Raw genomic sequence first — 17,714 nt, 5'->3', positions numbered from 1 at the left:
ACCGTAGAAATGGCGGAAGGCAGCCGGAGTCGAACCTGCCCGGGAACGGATGCCGTCCCCAACCGGGTTTGAAGCCCGGCCGCGCCACCGGGCGCGATTGCCTTCCTTGAAGTCAGACTGCGGTTTGTTGGGCCAATGCATTGTCGAGCCGGATATGGCGTCGGTCGCCAAAGCGGCGGGTCAGGCCGAGCCGGTCGAAGTATTCAAGAATCTGAATACTGCGCTTGCGCCCCAGGCCCACGGCATCGCGAAATGCGGCGACCTGAATCACCGGGTTATCGCTGGCCAGTTGCACCAGCATAGCCGCCAATCGGCGCACCAGTGTTTCGGTGTAAAACAGGTCACGGACGATTTGATGCAGCAGTCCCAACCGGGCCATCTTGCGCAGCAGCAGGCGCACGGCAGCCTCGTCATGGCCAGAGGCTTTGGCCAGATCACGCACCCACGGCGGATCGAAACCCGCCTGTTCGAACAACGGCTGCAATTGTTGCCACAGGGTTTCGTCGTCCTCGCTCAAGCGCACCTGGTGATCGGGTAAATGCAGCCACGGGCCGCTGGCCGCCATTGCACCACTGGCCAGTAATTCGTCGAGCAGGCTGATAAAGGTCGACCGTTCCAGCACGCTGCCGGCGAAGCGACGCAGGCGATCCCGGTCCGGTCCCATCTGGTCCGGTTCGAGTTGATGAAAGCGTGCGAGGTGTTCCAGCAGCGGCGCTTTCAGCGCTTCCCAACGCACCGCGCTGAACAGCAACGGCCCCTGTCGCGTATCGATGAAGCGCACGTCATCGGGTAACTCCCAAGTCCGGCGCGGACGATTGAATTGACGCTCCAGGCGCTGCGGATCGAGCCCGGTGTCGCTGTTGGCCAGCAACGCCGGCAGTGCCGCTTCCAGGCTATTGGTGGTGGACAGCGCCTGTAGCTGCGCCAATCGCTCAGGGCTGCGACGATGTCGGGCCGGGGCGAACGGGTCCAGCACCTGTCCGCCGCCAAGGGTGCGTTGGGCGCTTTGGTCGCGCAGAATCAAGCGGTCGCCCTTCACCGCCAGCACCGGCGCATTGACCAGCAGTTGCGCGAACATCTGCCCGCCCGGTGCCAGGCTGGAACCTTCCAGCAAGGCCACCCGCCCCGTCACGTCCTGAGTGCCAAGATGCACATGCACCGGTTGAAAGTGTTCGAAGCTTCGCGCTTCGCCGGCCAACACCGTCATCTGGATATCCAGACGCTGGGTCGGCGCATGCAGCCATTCGGCCACCAGCCAGTGGCCACGGTGGATCTGCTCCAAGGCCAAACGCTCGGCACTCAGGTTCAGCGCGACGCGCTGCCCGGCCGTTGCGTTGTCAGCGGCCTGGTTCTGCGCATGCAGGCCACGTACTCGCACCGGTTTGCCCTGCGGGCTCAACATCAGCGTATCGCCCACTGTCACCTGACCGGACAACGCCGTACCGGTCACCACGATGCCGGCGCCGGCCACGCTGAAAGCCCGATCAATCGCCAGACGAAAACCGCCGCCGGTGCTGCGTTGAAGCACTTCACGCTGTGCCTCCAGCAAGGCCTGGCGCAATGTCTCGATGCCCTCGCCAGTGACACTCGACAGCGGGATTTGCGGCGCACCGGAATAAGGGCCGGGCGCCAGCAATGCTTCGATCTGCTCACGAACAGCCTGCACCCGAACCGGGTCAGCCCGGTCGCACTTGCTGATTGCAATCAGTGCCCGAGGAATGCCCAGCAACTCGACAATCGCCAGATGTTCGCGAGTCTGCGGCATGACGCCGTCATCGGCCGCTACCACCAACAACACCAGATCAATCCCTTGAGCGCCGGCCAACATGTTGTGGGTGAAGCGCTCATGGCCGGGCACGTCGATAAAACCGGTCAGGGCGGCGCCCGGTTCCAGCGCCGCATAGAGATAGCCCAGGTCGATGGTCATGCCGCGTTCGCGTTCTTCGCGGCGACGATCACCGGCCTGCCCGGTCAATGCCTGCAGCAAGGAGGTCTTGCCGTGATCGATATGCCCCGCCGTGCCAACAATCACCCGTCCCGGCCCTCCTCCTGCAGTTGATCGAATCGCACCAGCTGATTGAGCTGCGCCAGCCATGCCGCTTCGTCATCGAGTTGGCGCACGTCGAGCCACAAGGCGTCATCGTCGATACGCCCGAGCACCGGAATGGGCAGTTGCCGCAACGCTGCCTCCAGCCCTAGCAACCGTCGCCCACGCAGGCGTTTGGAAACGTTGGGCCGCAGGCATAACGCGGCGCTGGGCAATCGGGCCACGGGTTGGCTGCCACTGCCGATCATGCCCAGTGCCGGCACCGCGCTGACGCTCCAGCCATCGCCCAACACCTGCGCCAATGACGGTTGCAAGCGTTCGGCCTGGGCGAGGATATCGGCTTGGGGCCGGGTCAATAGACGCAGACTTGGCAGTCGTTCGGCCAGACGATCGGGATCGCGGTACAGCGCCAATACGGCTTCTAGGGCGGCCAGGGTCAGTTTGTCGACTCGCAAGGCACGCTTGAGCGGGTTCTTTTTGATCCTGGCGATCAGGTCTTTGCGGCCGACGATCAATCCGGCTTGAGGCCCGCCGAGCAGTTTGTCGCCGCTGAAGGTGACGATGTCCGCGCCGTCGAGCAACGCCTGGCGCACCGTCGGTTCGGCGGGCAGGCCCCAACGGGTCAGGTCAAGCAGGCTGCCGCTGCCGAGGTCTTCGAGCAAGGGTAGTCCGTGGCGGTGAGCCAGCTGCGCCAATTCCGCCGTCGGCACCCGGGCGATAAAGCCTTCAATGGAATAATTGCTCGTGTGTACCCGCATCAGCAGACCACTGCGCGGGCCGATGGCGGCCTCGTAATCGCGAGCATGGGTGCGGTTGGTGGTGCCCACTTCGTGCAGCTTGACCCCCGCGCGGGCCATGATGTCGGGAATGCGAAACGCACCGCCGATTTCGATCAGCTCACCACGGGATATGATCCCTTCCTTGCGTGCACCCAGGCTGTTGAGCGTCAGCAACACAGCGGCGGCATTGTTGTTGACCACGGTGACTGCTTCGGCGCCGGTCAGTTCGCGGATCAAGCCTTCAATCAAATCGTCCCGGTCGCCGCGCTTGCCGCTGTGCAGGTCGAATTCCAGATTGAGCGGATAACGGGCGGCCAGTTGCACCGCTTCAATGGCTTGTTCCGGCAACAACGCCCGCCCGAGGTTGGTATGCAGCACCGTGCCGGTGAGGTTGAACACCCGGCGGATCTGGCTGCGATGCTGGATCGCCAGACGCTCACCTGCCCTCCCCGCTAATACGTCGGGGGCGATTTCAATGTCGGCGAGTTCACCGTTGTGCACCGGCTCGCGCAAGTCATCGAGCAATTGCCGCAGGCCGGCCAGCAGTGCGTCGTGTCCGTAACGCTCGGCCAGCGTTTGGCAGGCGGGATGGCGCAACAAGCTGTCGATGGAAGGCAGCCGCAAGGCTGGGCTGGCAGACGTTGCGCGCATCAGAGGCTCCCGGAAGCGAGTGACCGTCGCGTCTGAGTGTAGCCTCTGGGATCGATAAGCTCAGTCGCCTCCGGGTGCGAGCATCAAGTTGGGCGCTGGCCGCTGGTAACCTTCCTGCTCCAGCCGCATGTCCAGCATCAGGCTGGACAGGTCCGCCGACAGGGCTTCGGCTTCGGCGTCGTTTTCCAGGTAGAGCAGTTTCAAGTAGCTGTTGCAGCCGGGGCAGACTTCCGCCCGCAGCGGCGCCTGATTGGCGGCGTGGCGATCGTCCTCGAAGCTGACGTATTCAAGCCCCTTGCTCTGTTCGCAATACACGCACTTGACCCGCACCACATGCCATTCGCAGGCACATAGCGAGCACACCAGATAACGCAAACCGTTGTATTTGCCGCGATGACGAATCACCCCGGCCATCGCCGGCGAACCGCAGGCCGGGCATTGGCTGAGGCTGTCGCCGCGCGTCAGTTCAAGGTTGGGCGTGCTCAGCAGCCAATAACTCCAGGCCACTTGCAGCGCGGCGCCGAGAAACGGCACCAGCGCTGCCGGCAGCATCGAGTACTGGCCGCTGACCAAGGCAATCGCCCACGCCTTGAGCAACCCCGGATTTGCACTGCTCAAAGTCGCCACGGCGTTTTCTACCGCAGAATGTGGCAATGGCTGATAGCGCTGCAACAAGGCCTCGAGATACGGCAGCCAAACGTTTTCGCGCACCAGGCTGTCGGCAGCGAACGGCGGCAAGCCATGTTCTACGCACAATCGCAGGCGTTCGGGGTCGGGCATGGTCGCCACGGGCGGATCGTCCATCAGCTGCTGCTGGACATGACACAACCCCGCGATCAAACGCAGATAGTCCGCCATGGGATGGCCGTCGGCCAAACGTTCCAGGCGCAACGCGCGCAACGTGAACAGGTTGTTCGGCGGCAGGTACAGAAACGGCGGTGAACTCGCCGCCGCTTCTATCTGTCCGGGTTCGAGGATCGTGGCCAAGAGGTCATCCTTTTTTGCTGATCGGTGGCTCTGGCGTTTCGTCACCGGTCACTTCCCGGTACCAGAGCCCGTGGTGTTTTCTCGCCCAGGCGCGGCTGACCCGGCCATGCACCATGGCGTCGACCGAACCGCGAATCCAGATACCAGCATAGACGTGGACGATGATGCTCAGCACCAGGATAAATCCCGCCAATGCATGCAGGAGCATCGCCCAGCGAATGCTGGTGATGCCGAAGTACGCACTGAACCAGGCGCGCCAGATCACCAACCCGCTGAACAGCAACACCAGCATGCAGATCAACAATACCCAGAACAGCAGCTTCTGCCCCGGGTTGTATTTACCGATGGGCGGCACGCCCTCCTCCTCGTTACGGATCACCTGCCCGACACGCCTGAGCCACAGCCGGTCGTTGGTGATGAAGTAGTTCGCCCGCCAGAAACTGCACACCAGGCCGAGGAACAGCACAAACATCGTCACGCCCAGGTACGGATGCAGAATGCGCGTCCACGGACCGCCGCCAAACAGGCTACTGAGCCAGAACAAGCCCGGATGGAACAAGGCCAGCCCCGACAGCGCGGCCATCAGAAACACAATCGCCACCAGCCAGTGGTTGGTGCGCTGGTTGGCGGTGTAGCGCACGATCGGTTTGTCGTTCATGGCCTGTCCTCCCCGCCGGGTTTGCTTGGATCGAAAGTATGTACCGACGGATCGAACTCATGCACGGCAGGATCGACGGTGGTCGGATGTTCGTCCTCCTCGATCAGTTGTGGCCCGACGCGCACGTAGTGGAAGAACCCGGCCAGCACCGCCGCGCCCATGGCCAACAGCGCCAGGGGTTTGCTCAGGCCTTTCCACAGGTCCACCAGCGGACTGATCGCCGGGTGATCCGGCAACCCGGCGTACAACCTGGGCGTGTCGGCATGGTGCAGCACGTACATCACGTGGGTGCCGCCGACGCCGGCAGGGTCATACAAACCGGCGTTGTCGAAGCCGCGGCTCTTGAGGTCGACGATGCGTTCGGCGGCGTGTTCCTTCATGTCTTCCTTGCTACCGAACACGATGGCGCCGGTCGGACAGGTTTTCACGCAGGCCGGTTCCAGCCCCACCGCCACCCGGTCCGAACACAGCGTGCATTTATAGGCCTTGTGGTCCTTTTGCGAGATGCGCGGAATGTTGAACGGGCAACCGGTGATGCAATAGCCGCAGCCGATGCAATGGTCCTGATCGAAGTCGACGATGCCGTTGGCGTGCTTGATGATCGCGCCGGGGCTCGGGCATGCCGCCAGGCAGCCGGGCTCGGCGCAGTGCATACAGCCGTCCTTGCGGATCAACCATTCGAGGTTGCCGGCGTCGGTTTCATGCTCGGTGAAGCGCATCAGGGTCCAGGTGTCTGCGCTGAGGTCGTGCGGGTTGTCGTAGGTGCCCAGGTTGTGACCGACGTCGTCACGTAGCTCGTTCCATTCCGAGCAGGCGACCTGGCAAGCCTTGCAGCCAATGCACTTGGTGGTGTCGATCAGCTTGGCCACTTCCTCCTGGGTGCGCACCGAGGGCGGCACGGTGGTGGTGGCCGAACGGGCGATGATGTCTTGGCTGGCCATTTAGATTTTCTCCACGTTGACCAGGAATGACTTGGATTCCGGGGTCTGTGTGTTGCCATCGCCGAGGAACGGCACCAGGGTGTTGGTCAGGTAACCGTGACGGGTGGCGCCGGTGAAACCCCAGTGCAACGGGATACCGATCTGGTGCACCACCTGATTGTTGACCTGCAGCGGACGAATCCGCTTGGTCACCACTGCCACCGCTTCGATATGCCCGCGCTTGCAACTGACCCGAACCCGGTCGCCGGCGGCAATCCCCTTCTCCTTGGCCAGCGCCTCGCCGATTTCGACGAACTGCTCGGGCTGGGTCACGGCGTTGATCGGGCAATGCTTGGTCCAGAAGTGGAAGTGTTCAGTCAGCCGGTAGCTGGTCGCTGCATAAGGAAAGTCCTTGGCCTGGCCCAGGGTGTCCCAGACCGAATCGAAGATCCGTCCGGCCGGGTTGCTGGTCGCCTGTTTGTTGTTGGGGTGCATCGGGTTGATGCCGATGGGCGTCTCGAACGGTTCATAGTGTTCGGGGAATGGCCCTTCGTTCATCTTGTCGAGGGCGAAGAACCGCGCCACGCCTTCGGGGTTCATGATGAACGGGTTCATCCCGGCTTCCGGCGGCACATCGACCTTGTAGTCGGGCACGTCGGTGCCGGTCCAGACCTTGCCGTTCCACCACACCAGCCGCTTTTTCGCATCCCACGGTTTGCCTTGAGGGTCGCAAGAGGCACGGTTATAGAGAATCCGTCGGTTTGCCGGCCAGGCCCAGGCCCAGCCGAGGTTCTGCTTCATGCCGTAAGGATCACTGTTGTCACGACGGGCCATGTTGTTGCCCTGCTCGGTCCAACTGCCGCAGAAGATCCAGCAACCGGAGGCCGTGCTGCCATCGTCCTTGAGCTGGGCGAAACCGGACAGCTGCTGACCGGCCTTGACCACCGCGCCCGAAGCGTCGGTGACATCGGCGATGGCGTAGCCGTTGAATTCCCGGGCCAGTTCTTCCGGTGTCGGGTCATCCGGTACTTTGTAGGGCCAGTCGAGCTTGAGGATCGGCTCGGCCCAGGCGCCACCATTGGCCTGGTAACGCTGGCGCAGACGCATGAACAGCTCGCTCATGATCTTCACGTCAGTGCGCGCCTGTCCCGGGCCGTCGGCCCCCTTCCAGTGCCATTGCAGCCAGCGGCCGCTGTTGACCAGCGAGCCGTTTTCTTCGGCAAAACAGGTGGTGGGCAGGCGGATGACTTCAGTCTGGATGTCGGCCGTTTGCACATCGTTGTAAGGCCCGACGTTGCGCCAGAACTCCGAGGTCTCGGTGGCCAGCGGGTCCATCACCACCAGCCACTTGAGTTTGGCCAGTGCCTTCATCACCCGGTTCTTGTCCGGCAAGGCGGCGATCGGGTTGAAGCCCTGACACATGTAGCCGTTGACCTGGCCCTTGCCCATCATGTCGAACATTTTCAGGATGTCGTAGCCGGGAATATCCAGTTTCGGCAGCCAGTCGTAGCCCCAGTGATTCTCGGCGGTGGCATTGGCGCCGTACCAGGCTTTCATCAGGCTGACGTGGAACTTGCCGTAGTTCTGCCAGTAGGACATCTGCCCGGGACGCAGCGGTTTGAGGGCGCGTTTGGCGATGTAGGCGTTGTAGTCCTGTTCGGCTTCGGACGGCAGGGTCAGGTAACCGGGCAACAGGTTAGACAGCAAGCCGAGGTCGGTCAGGCCCTGGATGTTGGAGTGCCCGCGCAGGGCGTTGACACCTCCGCCCGGCATGCCGATGTTGCCCAGCAGCAGTTGCACCATGGCCGCGCTGCGGATCATCTGCGAGCCGATCGAGTGCTGGGTCCAGCCCAGGGCATAGAGAATCGTCATGGTCTTGCCCGGTTGCGCACACGTGGCAATCTCTTCCCAGATTTTCTTCATCGCGTCGGTGGGCATGCCACAGACCTGACTGGCCAGCTCCAGGGTGTAGCGGCTGTAATGCTGCTTCATCAATTGATAGACGCAGCGTGGGTCCTGCAAGGTCGGGTCGACTTTGGCAAAGCCGTCCTCGCCGATTTCATAGCCCCAGCCGGACTTGTCGGTGTAGCTGCGCTTGCTCGCGTCGTAACCGCTGAACAAGCCATCCTCGAAACCGTAGTTGGCCTTGACGATGAACGACACGTCCGTATAGGCCCGCACGTATTCGTGCTGGATCTTGTCTTCGGTCAGCAAGTAATTGATCAGCCCGCCCATGAAGGCGATGTCAGTGCCGGTGCGGATCGGTGCGTAATAGTCCGCCACCGAGGCCGTCCGGGTGAAACGCGGGTCGACCACAATCAGCCGCGCCTTGTTGTGGGCTTTGGCTTCGGTCACCCATTTGAAACCGCAAGGGTGCGCTTCTGCTGCGTTGCCGCCCATCACCAGAACCAGATTCGCGTTGGCGATATCGGTCCAGTGGTTGGTCATGGCACCACGGCCATACGTCGGGGCAAGACTTGCCACCGTCGGGCCATGTCAGACACGTGCCTGGTTATCGAACCCCAGCATGCCCAGACTGCGAATGACCTTGTGGGTGATGTAACCCGCTTCGTTGGACGAGGCCGAGGCCGCGAGGAAACCGGTAGTCAGCCAGCGGTTCACCGTTTGCCCCTGGGCGTTCTTCTCGATGAAGTTGGCGTCACGGTCGGCCTTCATCAGGTCGGCGATGCGGTCCAGCGCTTCATCCCAGGAGATCCGCGTCCACTCCTTGGTGCCGGGCTTGCGCACTTGCGGGTATTGCAGACGGCTGGGGCTGTGAATGAAGTCGAGCAAGCCTGCGCCTTTGGGGCAGAGGGTGCCGCGATTGACCGGGTGGTCGGCATCGCCTTCGATGTGGATGATGCTCTGGGCGACATTCTTCGCATTGTCGCCCTGGCTGTACATGATCAAGCCGCAGCCGACCGAGCAGTACGGGCAGGTGTTGCGGGTTTCATGGGTATGGGCGAGCTTGAAATGACGCACTTGTTCGGCGAAGGCTGGCGTCGGGGCCATGCCCAGCGCGCCAAGGGTGGATCCTGCAAGGCCGAGACCAGCGACCTTGAAGAACTGACGACGGTTGAGGTCCATCGTGCACTCCTGATCAGGTGGAAACCCGGTGCGTTGGCCGGGTTTTTCTGGACGATCACAGTGACGGCAACGGAACTACCGCCAATTAGAACTTTAGACAATGTTGTGCTGCGCGGTCTGAAAACCGACCGTCGGCGGCTTGCCGGTCATGCTCTGTTGCACAACTCGCCAGCGGTGAAGGTTGGCGCTTATCATGGCCGCCGGATTACCCCCCTCTGCCTTTTATGAGACTGAGCATGACTTTCGATTTTGATCAGGTGTTCGACCGCCATGGCACCGGCAGTACCAAATGGAGCCGTTACCCGGCCGATGTATTGCCGATGTGGGTCGCCGACATGGACTTCGCCGCACCGCCGGCGATCATTCAGGCCCTGCAAAAACGCCTGGAACACCCGATGCTCGGTTACAGCGTGGCCCAGGATGACTTGCGTGACGCCATCGTTGCCGACCTTTGGAGCAAGTACGCCTGGCGCGTGCAGCCCCAGGAACTGGTGTTCCTGCCGGGTATCGAATCAGGCTTCAACATGGCCCTGCATGCACTGGTTCAGCCGCAACAGAACGTGGTCGTGCAAACCCCGAACTATCCGCCGCTGCGCCATGCGCCGGGCCACTGGCATCTAAACAAGGTCGAACTGGACTTCAACGCGCTGGCCGATGGCACGTACGCCACGCCACTCGATGCCTTGCGCCAGGCACTGCAAGGAGGCGGCGCGCTGTTGCTGAGCAACCCACATAACCCGCTGGGCAAGGTCTTCCCCCGGGAAGAACTGCAAGCGGTTGCCGACATCTGCCTGGAACAGGATGCCTGGATCATCTCCGACGAGATCCATTCCGAGCTGTGCTTCGATGGGCGCGTGCATATTCCGACCGCCTCGCTCAGCCCGCAGATCGCCAAACGCACCATCACCCTGATGTCGGCCAGCAAGGCCTACAACATCGCGGGCCTGAAGACGGCGTTCATGATCATTCAAGACGCAGCGCTGCTCCATCGCGTCAATCATGCCCGCTGCGGCATGGTCGACAGCGTCAACCCGCTGGGCCTGGAAGCGACCCGCGTCGCCTATAGCGAAGGCCACCCATGGCTGACCGAACTCATGGCCTACCTGCAAAGCAATCGGGACTATCTGGTGGAGGCCGTTCGCACGCGGTTGCCGGGCGTGACCATGAACGTTCCACAAGGCACTTACCTGGCGTGGCTCGATTGCACGGCACTGGGGCTGGACAACCCGCAGCAATTCTTCCTCGAACAGGCCAAAGTCGGGCTGAGCGCCGGGCTGGATTTCGGCGATCACGCCCAGCAATTCGTGCGCCTGAACTTCGGCTGCCCACGGGCGTTGCTGGAAGAAGGGATTGCGCGGATGGAGCGTAGTTTGCGTAACCGCAAGGCCTGACTCTACTCGGGCTCGCTCCCACAAGGGGGTTTGTGTGCCTTCTCGACCGCCCACCAACGCGGCAGTAATTGCTTGACCTTACTCTCGCCAAACCGGTCGTCGATCAGCATCACCACCCCTTGGTCCTCCCGTGTACGGATCACCCTTCCTGCCGCCTGCACCACTTTCTGCACACCTGGAAACAGGTAGGTGTAGTCATAACCGGCACCGAAAATCGCCGCCATGCGCTGTTTCAGTTGCTCGTTGACCGGATTGAGTTGCGCGAGCCCCAGGGTGGCGATGAAGGCGCCAATCAATCGGGCGCCGGGCAAATCGATGCCTTCACCGAACGCGCCACCCAGCACTGCAAACCCGATGCCCTGCCCGTCGGCGGTGAACTGGTCGAGAAAGTCCTGACGCTGCGCTTCCCCCATACCCCGGGACTGCGACCACAGCGTGATCTGCGGATACCGCTCGGCCAGCAGCTGCGCCACTTGCTGCAAATAATCGAAACTGCTGAAAAACGCCAGGTAGTTGCCGGGGCGTTGGCTGAACTGTTTGGCGATCAGCTCGACGATGGGCGCAAGGGACGCTTGACGGTGGACGAACCGCGTGGAGATCTGGCTGACGATGTGCACTTGCAGCTGATCGGCGTGAAATGGCGATTCCACATCGATCCAAACCGTGTTCGCCGGGGTGCCCAGCAGGTCGGCGTAGTAATGCCGAGGGCTCAAGGTCGCGGAAAACAGCACCGTGCTGCGCGCTGCGGTCAGGCGCGGGCGGATGAAACCGGCGGGTACCACATTGCGCAGGCACAGCTGCGACAGATTGCGCTTGCGCTCGAGGTCACGCTTGCTGATGTCGAACAGGAAATGCTCGTCGAACAGTTCAGCCACGCGGCCGAATTGCAGCATGTCGAAGTAAAAATTCTGCAACCCGCTGTCCAGGCCCTGAGGGTGATCATTCAGGTAGTCGCCGATGCTCGCGCAACACAAGGACAAGGCCTGAAGCAGTTTTTCCGGGGCTTTGTCGTAGGCCTGATAGGGGCCGAGTTGCTGATCGTGCAAGGCATTCCATTCACGATTGACTCGCTGCAAGGATCTCTTTAACGACTCGGGCGCGGTTTTTCGTACGCCGTTCAAAGTCGCCTGGTCGAGACTGGCGCTGTACATCTGCCGGCCGCGCTCCACCAGGTTGTGGGCCTCGTCCACCAGCACCGCGACGTTCCAGTTATTGGCCTGGGCCAGCCCGAACAACAACGCGCTGAAGTCGAAATAGTAGTTGTAGTCGGCGACCACCACGTCCGCCCAGCGGGCCATTTCCTGGCTCAAGTAATAAGGACAAACCTCGTGCTGCAGGGCAACCTCGCGCAAGGCACTCTGGTTCAACAGGCTCAATTGACTGGCGGCCTGACGCGCGTTCGGCAGACGATCATAAAAACCCTGGGCCAACGGGCAGGATTCGCCATGACAGGCCTTGTCCGGGTGCTCGCAAGCCTTGTCCCGGGCGATCATCTCGAGGACTCGCAACGGCTGCGCATCGGCGCTGTCGAGGATGACCTGAGCGGCGTCCAGCGCCAATTTGCGCCCCGGGGTTTTCGCCGTGAGGAAAAACACCTTGTCCAGTTGCTGCGGCGCCAGGGCCTTGAGCATCGGGAACAGCGTGCCAATCGTCTTGCCGATACCGGTCGGCGCCTGGGCCATCAGACAGCGGCCGGTGCTGACCGCCTTGAACACCGATTCGGCCAGATGCCGTTGGCCGGGGCGAAAATCGGCATGGGGAAAGCTCAGCTGTTGAGCCGCCAGATTGCGCCCTTCGCGATGGGCCATTTCCTGCTCGGCCCAGTGCAGGAACAACCCGCAGTGGTGCTCGAAGAACAGCTGCAAGTCGGCGGCGCTGAAGGTCTCGACCAGACAGGTTTCCTTCTCGCTGACGATGTCGAAGTACACCAGAGCCAGGTCGATCTGCGCCAAATCCAGTTTCTGACACATCAACCAGCCATAGACTTTCGCCTGCGCCCAGTGTAACTGCCGGTGGTTGGCCGGTTGCTTGCTCAGGTCGCCCCGGTAGGTTTTGATTTCTTCGAGGCAGTTTTGCCCCGGATCGTAGCCGTCCGCCCGGCCTTTCACGCTCAAGGTTCGATACTGGCCTTCGAGCGCGACCTCGTTCTGGTAACCCTCGCTGCGTCGTGACGCCACGGTGCGATGGCCGACAATGCCTTCCAGCGCGGTTGGCGACGGGGTGAAGCGCAGGTCGAGGTCGCCGACCTTGGCGGTGAATTCACACAACGCCCGCACCGCGATGCTGTAGCTCAAGCGCCCTGCTCCACCCATTGCACGTAGCAAACGGCAATCGGCATCTGGTGCTCGTGACAGAACTCCAGCCAGCGCAATTGGTTGTCTTGCAGGCGATCGCCGGGGCCTTTGACTTCGATCATTCGGTAGGTTTTTTGCTGCGGCCAGAACTGGATCAGATCCGGCATGCCGGCGCGGTTGGCCTTGATGTCGAGCAGCAGTCGATTGAACCAGTGCTTGAGGTGTTCGGCGGGCAGACAGTCGAGCGCCTGCTCCAGCAGTTCCTCGCTCAGCGCGCCCCAGAATACGAACGGCGACTGCACGCCCCACTTGGCGATGTAACGCTCGCGGATGGTCTGGGCGTAACGCCCGTCATCGAGTTCGGCAAGACAAGCCTGGAACAAATCCGCGCGCCGAGCATGAAAGTCTTCGTTGTGCAGGTCCACCGGCCCGCGCTGGAACGGGTGAAAAAACGCCCCTGGCAACGGGGCGAAGATCGCCGGCCAGCACAGCAACCCGAACAGCGAGTTGATCAGGCTGTTCTCGACGTAATGCACCGGCGCTGACGCGTCCGCCAAGTGCGCCTGAACGTAATATTCCACCGACAACGCCGGATCATGCCGGGGCAATTGCAGGTCCAGGCGCTCCATGGCCCGCGGGGCTGGCCGCTTGATCGGCGGCCCGCCCAGTTTGCGCCGCAGCCTGGGCAACACACGCAATAAATGCTGATGTTCGGTGGCGCTTTCCGGGGTTTGCTCGGCGTGGCTCGCCAAATCCATGGCCAGTTGAAATTCACCACAGCGCTCCAGCACGCGAATCAGCCGCAGGCGTGCGCCGGGATAGGCGCAATCGCGGTAGAGGCCCAGGGCGGTGGAAAAATCCGCCATGCGTTCGCAGTGCTGAGCGATCTGGAACAGCAGTTTGGCCCGACGTCTTTGCAGCCAGGGGTTGGCGAGTTCCAGCCTGTTGATCTGCTCGACAACCACCGCCACTTCTTCACCGGCCTCGAATTGCTGCTGGCAGCTGTGCAGGAACAGGCAGGCGTCGACGTCTTCGCGACTGCGCAAGCCTCGGGACTCGGCGCAAAACTCGACTTTTTCGTAGGTGTAGATGCCCAGGTCAGCCAGAACGAATTCCGACCAGTCCTGGTAAAGATTGCCGAAGAACATCAGGCGCAACCGATCGCACAGGCCCATGACGGTCAGGCTGAACAGCCGGTCATCCAGTGCCGGGCACCACTGGGCAAAACTTTGCTCTTCAGGAAACTGCTCGCTCAGGGCCGGCAGCCAATCGCTCTTTTTGCCTTTCGGTTGATCGATGGCGTCACCAAAACACTGGAGAATCTCGGCCTTGAGCAGCACCTCGAACACCTCCTCGACAGGCAGCGGCAACTGCTCGTCGATCCAGCCCAGGGCCAGGAGCGGCGCGGCGGCGCTGGCGATGTCGCCGATTTCGACATAACTCAGTTTGCCGACCCTGAAATGCACGCCCTTGCGCATCACCAATCTGACCAACAAAGCCTGGGACTCGCGGGGCAGCCGGTTGAAGTCGCGGATGAAATCCTGCTCTTCGAGGCTCAGTACATCGGCGTAGCGATGCTCAAGCCAATCAAGCACTTGCATGAAGTTGTTCAAGTAATAGAACGGGTCATCGAGAGGATTTTCAATCACGGTCAATCGGGCCATGGCAAGCGAATACTGGTTATGCGTACAGATACCAGCTATGCCCCACCCGGTGCAAACGGAAAAGGATCAGTGGCGACGCAATCGGACAATTTTCAGGAGACCATCGAACTTTCTGCCATTACATCGCACCAACCGCGTTAGAAGCACAGTGAGGATTGATCTCGAATGAGGCGTTCGCATTGTTTTTATTGAGTGATGGAGGTGTGTATGAATATCAAGACTCTGGGTTTGCCCCTGGTGGTAGCGGCCTTTCTGGCCCTGACCGGTTGCTCGACGCCAACAGTCGTGACCCTGCAGAACGGCACCCAGTATTTGACCAAGGACATGCCGAACACCAAGGGCAAGGATGGCTTCTTCGAGTTCGAAGATATTTCCGGGGCGAAAGTGAAAGTCCGCGCCGATGACGTGGCCACGATTCGCAAGGAAGACTGATCCCTTGCGTTCGGCCGTAGCAGCTGTCGAGCCTGCGAGGCTGCGATCGGCGACGAAGTCGTCGTAAATCCTGCCCACGGTTTAGCTGAAACACCGCACTGCCTGATTTCACGACTGCTGCGCAGCCGAACGCAGTCTCGCAGGCTCGACAGCTGCTACACAAGGAGTGCGTCGCAGGCTTTAAAGCGCTTGCGCAATCGCCTTGCCGACCTCCTGAGTCGAGCCCTGCCCGCCCAGGTCCGGGGTGATCGGTCCCTCGGCAATCACCCGTTCGATCGCCTGCAGAATCCCGTCGTGTGCGGCGCGATAACGCTCATCGCCGTTGCCCAGAAAATCCAGCATCAACGCACCGGACCAGATCATCGCGATCGGGTTGGCGATGTTGCGCCCATAGATGTCCGGGGCCGAGCCGTGCACCGGTTCGAACAGCGACGGAAAACGCCGCTCGGGATCGAGGTTGGCCGATGGTGCAATGCCGATGGTGCCGGCGCAGGCAGGTCCCAGGTCGGACAGGATGTCGCCGAACAGGTTCGACGCCACCACCACATCGAACCGGTCCGGTTGCAGTACAAAACGCGCGCACAGGATGTCGATGTGCTGTTTGTCCCAAGTGATGTCCGGGTACTGCGCGGCCATCAATGCCGTGCGTTCGTCCCAGTACGGCATGCTGATGGATATCCCGTTGGACTTGGTTGCCGCCGTCAGGCGTTTGCGCGGTCGGGTCTGGGCCAGGTCGAAGGCGAACTTGAGAATCCGGTCCACGCCGCGTCGGGTGAACACCGACTCTTGCAGCACGAACTCATGTTCGGTGCCTTCGAACATCTTGCCGCCGACCGAGGAATACTCGCCCTCGGTGTTCTCGCGGATCACCACGAAATCGATGTCCCCTGGTTTGCGCCCGGCCAGCGGGCACGGCACGCCGGGAAACAGACGTACCGGGCGAATGTTCACGTATTGGTCGAAGTCGCGACGAAACTTCAGCAGCGAGCCCCACAAAGAAATGTGGTCCGGCACCTTGTCCGGCCAGCCGACGGCGCCAAAGTAGATCGCATCGAACCCCTTGAGCTGGTCGAACCAATCGTCGGGCATCATTTGCCCGTGTTCCAGGTAGTAATCGCAGTGAGCCCAGTCGAGCACTTCGATGCTCAGCTCCAACTGCCACTTCTTCGCGGCTTGCTCCAGTACCCGCAACCCTTCCGGCAGGACTTCCTTGCCGATGCCATCGCCGGCAATCGCGGCGATTCTGAATGGTTTACTCATCAATCATGCCTCGCAAAATGGCTGTGCAATCGTTGCCGGGTTACAGCCCACCGATATGGAAGGCTTTGACTTCTAGGTATTCATCCAGCCCGTACTTGCTGCCTTCACGACCCAGCCCAGACTGCTTGATGCCGCCGAACGGCGCGACTTCCATGGAAATGAGCCCGGTGTTGAGGCCGACCATGCCGAACTCCAGCGCCTCGCCGAACCGCCAGGAACGGCGTAAATCCTGAGTGAAATAGTAGGCCCCCAGACCAAAAGGCGTGGCATTGGCCAAGGCCAGCGCTTCGGCCTCAGAGGTAAACCGCATCAACGGCGCCACCGGGCCGAAGGTTTCTTCGTTGGCCAGCAGCATGCCGGCGTGGGTGTCGCCAAGGACGGTCGGCTGAACGAACTGGTTGTCGCCTTCAGGAATGCCGCCACAGAGCAAACGCGCACCCTGGCTCAGGGCATCGTCGATGTGCCGCGCGACCTTGCTCACCGCCGCCGGGTTGATCAGCGGGCCGATGGTCACGTCGGCGTCCAGACCATTGCCGACCTTGAGTTTGCCCACCTCCTCCACCAGTCGCTGGGCGAAGCGTTCGTAGATGCCATCCTGCACCAGAATGCGGTTGGCACAGACGCAGGTCTGCCCGGCGTTGCGGAATTTGCTGAGCATGATCCCGGTTACCGCCTGCTCCAGGTCGGCATCGTCGAACACAATGAACGGCGCGTTGCCGCCCAGTTCCAGGCTCAAGCGTTTGATGTGTTCGGCACTCTGGCGCATCAGCAGTCGACCGACCGCAGTGGAGCCGGTGAAGGAGATCTTGCGCACCGTTGGGTTGCCGGTCAGTTCTTCGCCGATGCCAGCGGGCATGCCGGTCAGCACGTTGAACACCCCGGCCGGAATGCCGACGCGTTCGGCGAGTACCGCCAGGGCCAGGGCCGACAGCGGGGTCAGGTCCGAGGGTTTGACGATGATCGGGCACCCGGCGGCCAGGGCCGGCGCGCACTTGCGGGTGATCATCGCGTTGGGGAAATTCCAGGGGGTGATCGCGGCACACACGCCGACCGGTTGCTTGAGGGTCAACAGGCGGCGGTCGCCGCTGGGGGCCGGCATGGTTTCGCCATAAACCCGGCGGGCCTCTTCGGCGAACCATTTGACGAACCCGGCACCGTAGCGGATTTCACCCTTGGCTTCGTTCAGCGGTTTGCCCTGCTCGCAGGTCATGATCAAGGCGAGGTCGTCGAGGTTGTCGATCATCGCCTGATACCAGCGCTCCAGCAGCGCCGCCCGTTCTGCTGCCGGGCGTGTGCGCCACGCGGGCCAGGCCCGCTCGGCGGCTTCGATGGCGCGTCGGGTTTCTGCGCCCTGCATGGCCGGCACCCGGGCAAGCAACTGGCCGGTGGCCGGGTCGATGACGTCCAGGGTCGCGGCGTTATCGGCGCCGATCCACTGCCCGTCCACATAAGCGAGTTCTGCCAGAAGGCTGGGGTCTTTCAAACGATTCTTGAGCATGGTCGAGTCCTGATCCGAGACATTTCCAGTCTAGGGAGGTGCCACG

Annotated in this window: 12 protein-coding genes and 1 tRNA gene; 2 read left to right on the top strand and 11 right to left on the bottom strand. The window is 61.8% G+C overall.

What is annotated here, in order from left to right; all coding sequences use genetic code 11:
* Positions 1 to 10 precede the first annotated feature (10 nt).
* From AC30D7_RS04560 to fdnG, 7 genes are all read right to left on the bottom strand, one after another.
* Positions 11 to 106, bottom strand: a tRNA-Sec gene (locus AC30D7_RS04560).
* Between the two features lie 6 nt (positions 107 to 112).
* Positions 113 to 2,032 carry a selenocysteine-specific translation elongation factor gene (gene selB, locus AC30D7_RS04555; protein ID WP_490133228.1) on the bottom strand — a complete coding sequence of 640 codons (1,920 nt, stop codon included), beginning with the start codon at positions 2,030 to 2,032 and terminating at the stop codon, positions 113 to 115.
* Positions 2,029 to 3,477: an L-seryl-tRNA(Sec) selenium transferase gene (gene selA / locus AC30D7_RS04550; RefSeq protein WP_490133227.1), complete on the bottom strand. Its 1,449-nt coding sequence runs from the start codon at positions 3,475 to 3,477 to the stop codon at positions 2,029 to 2,031. Before selA ends, selB begins: the two co-directional genes overlap by 4 nt.
* A 60-nt stretch (positions 3,478 to 3,537) precedes the next feature.
* The gene (gene fdhE / locus AC30D7_RS04545) at positions 3,538 to 4,464 is read right to left on the bottom strand and encodes a formate dehydrogenase accessory protein FdhE (protein WP_490133226.1); all 927 of its coding nucleotides are present in this window, start codon (positions 4,462 to 4,464) and stop codon (positions 3,538 to 3,540) included.
* Positions 4,465 to 4,468: 4 nt separating this feature from the next.
* On the bottom strand, positions 4,469 to 5,122 hold the full coding sequence (locus AC30D7_RS04540; protein ID WP_490133225.1) for a formate dehydrogenase subunit gamma: 654 nt from the start codon (positions 5,120 to 5,122) through the stop codon (positions 4,469 to 4,471).
* The gene (gene fdxH, locus AC30D7_RS04535; RefSeq protein ID WP_490133224.1) at positions 5,119 to 6,063 is read right to left on the bottom strand and encodes a formate dehydrogenase subunit beta; all 945 of its coding nucleotides are present in this window, start codon (positions 6,061 to 6,063) and stop codon (positions 5,119 to 5,121) included. The genes AC30D7_RS04540 and fdxH overlap by 4 nt, the downstream gene beginning before the upstream one ends.
* The gene (fdnG, locus tag AC30D7_RS04530) at positions 6,064 to 9,129 is read right to left on the bottom strand and encodes a formate dehydrogenase-N subunit alpha (protein ID WP_490133223.1); all 3,066 of its coding nucleotides are present in this window, start codon (positions 9,127 to 9,129) and stop codon (positions 6,064 to 6,066) included. It abuts the gene before it with no gap.
* A gap of 236 nt (positions 9,130 to 9,365) precedes the next feature.
* Between fdnG and AC30D7_RS04525 the strand changes: the two genes are divergently transcribed.
* Positions 9,366 to 10,520 carry a MalY/PatB family protein gene (locus tag AC30D7_RS04525; RefSeq protein ID WP_490133222.1) on the top strand — a complete coding sequence of 385 codons (1,155 nt, stop codon included), beginning with the start codon at positions 9,366 to 9,368 and terminating at the stop codon, positions 10,518 to 10,520.
* Positions 10,521 to 10,522: 2 nt separating this feature from the next.
* Here AC30D7_RS04525 and AC30D7_RS04520 read toward each other — a convergent pair whose 3' ends face one another.
* Together AC30D7_RS04520 and AC30D7_RS04515 are read right to left on the bottom strand one after the other, a co-directional pair.
* A complete protein-coding gene (locus tag AC30D7_RS04520; RefSeq protein ID WP_490133221.1) occupies positions 10,523 to 12,814 on the bottom strand; it encodes an ATP-dependent DNA helicase in 2,292 nt (763 codons plus the stop codon).
* Positions 12,811 to 14,478 (bottom strand): VRR-NUC domain-containing protein, encoded by a 1,668-nt coding sequence (locus AC30D7_RS04515; protein ID WP_490133220.1) that lies wholly within the window; start codon positions 14,476 to 14,478, stop codon positions 12,811 to 12,813. Before AC30D7_RS04515 ends, AC30D7_RS04520 begins: the two co-directional genes overlap by 4 nt.
* A 207-nt stretch (positions 14,479 to 14,685) precedes the next feature.
* Here AC30D7_RS04515 and AC30D7_RS04510 point away from each other — a divergent pair, with 207 nt between their 5' ends.
* Positions 14,686 to 14,910 (top strand): YgdI/YgdR family lipoprotein, encoded by a 225-nt coding sequence (locus tag AC30D7_RS04510; RefSeq protein ID WP_028940570.1) that lies wholly within the window; start codon positions 14,686 to 14,688, stop codon positions 14,908 to 14,910.
* A gap of 180 nt (positions 14,911 to 15,090) precedes the next feature.
* Here AC30D7_RS04510 and AC30D7_RS04505 read toward each other — a convergent pair whose 3' ends face one another.
* Positions 15,091 to 16,170, bottom strand: coding sequence for a tartrate dehydrogenase (locus AC30D7_RS04505; protein ID WP_019649861.1), 1,080 nt, complete (start codon positions 16,168 to 16,170; stop codon positions 15,091 to 15,093).
* A gap of 40 nt (positions 16,171 to 16,210) precedes the next feature.
* Entirely contained in the window at positions 16,211 to 17,668 is a 1,458-nt protein-coding gene (locus tag AC30D7_RS04500; protein ID WP_490133219.1) for an NAD-dependent succinate-semialdehyde dehydrogenase, read from the bottom strand.
* Positions 17,669 to 17,714: the final 46 nt, after the last annotated feature.

It is taken from the genome of Pseudomonas sp. DF5 (assembly GCF_058148225.1).
The sequence above is the reverse complement of the archived record's forward strand: the minus strand, read 5'-3'. Positions and strand labels throughout refer to the sequence as shown.

Bases quoted from the DNA above. Each gene is read 5' to 3' on its own strand.
- AC30D7_RS04505 (WP_019649861.1), bottom strand. From the start codon at position 16,170: ATGAGTAAACCATTCAGAATCGCCGCGATTGCCGGCGATGGCATCGGC.
- AC30D7_RS04525 (WP_490133222.1), top strand. From the start codon at position 9,366: ATGACTTTCGATTTTGATCAGGTGTTCGACCGCCATGGCACCGGCAGT.
- selA (WP_490133227.1), bottom strand. From the start codon at position 3,477: ATGCGCGCAACGTCTGCCAGCCCAGCCTTGCGGCTGCCTTCCATCGAC.
- fdxH (WP_490133224.1), bottom strand. From the start codon at position 6,063: ATGGCCAGCCAAGACATCATCGCCCGTTCGGCCACCACCACCGTGCCG.
- AC30D7_RS04500 (WP_490133219.1), bottom strand. From the start codon at position 17,668: ATGCTCAAGAATCGTTTGAAAGACCCCAGCCTTCTGGCAGAACTCGCT.
- AC30D7_RS04510 (WP_028940570.1), top strand. From the start codon at position 14,686: ATGAATATCAAGACTCTGGGTTTGCCCCTGGTGGTAGCGGCCTTTCTG.
- AC30D7_RS04540 (WP_490133225.1), bottom strand. From the start codon at position 5,122: ATGAACGACAAACCGATCGTGCGCTACACCGCCAACCAGCGCACCAAC.
- AC30D7_RS04515 (WP_490133220.1), bottom strand. From the start codon at position 14,478: ATGGCCCGATTGACCGTGATTGAAAATCCTCTCGATGACCCGTTCTAT.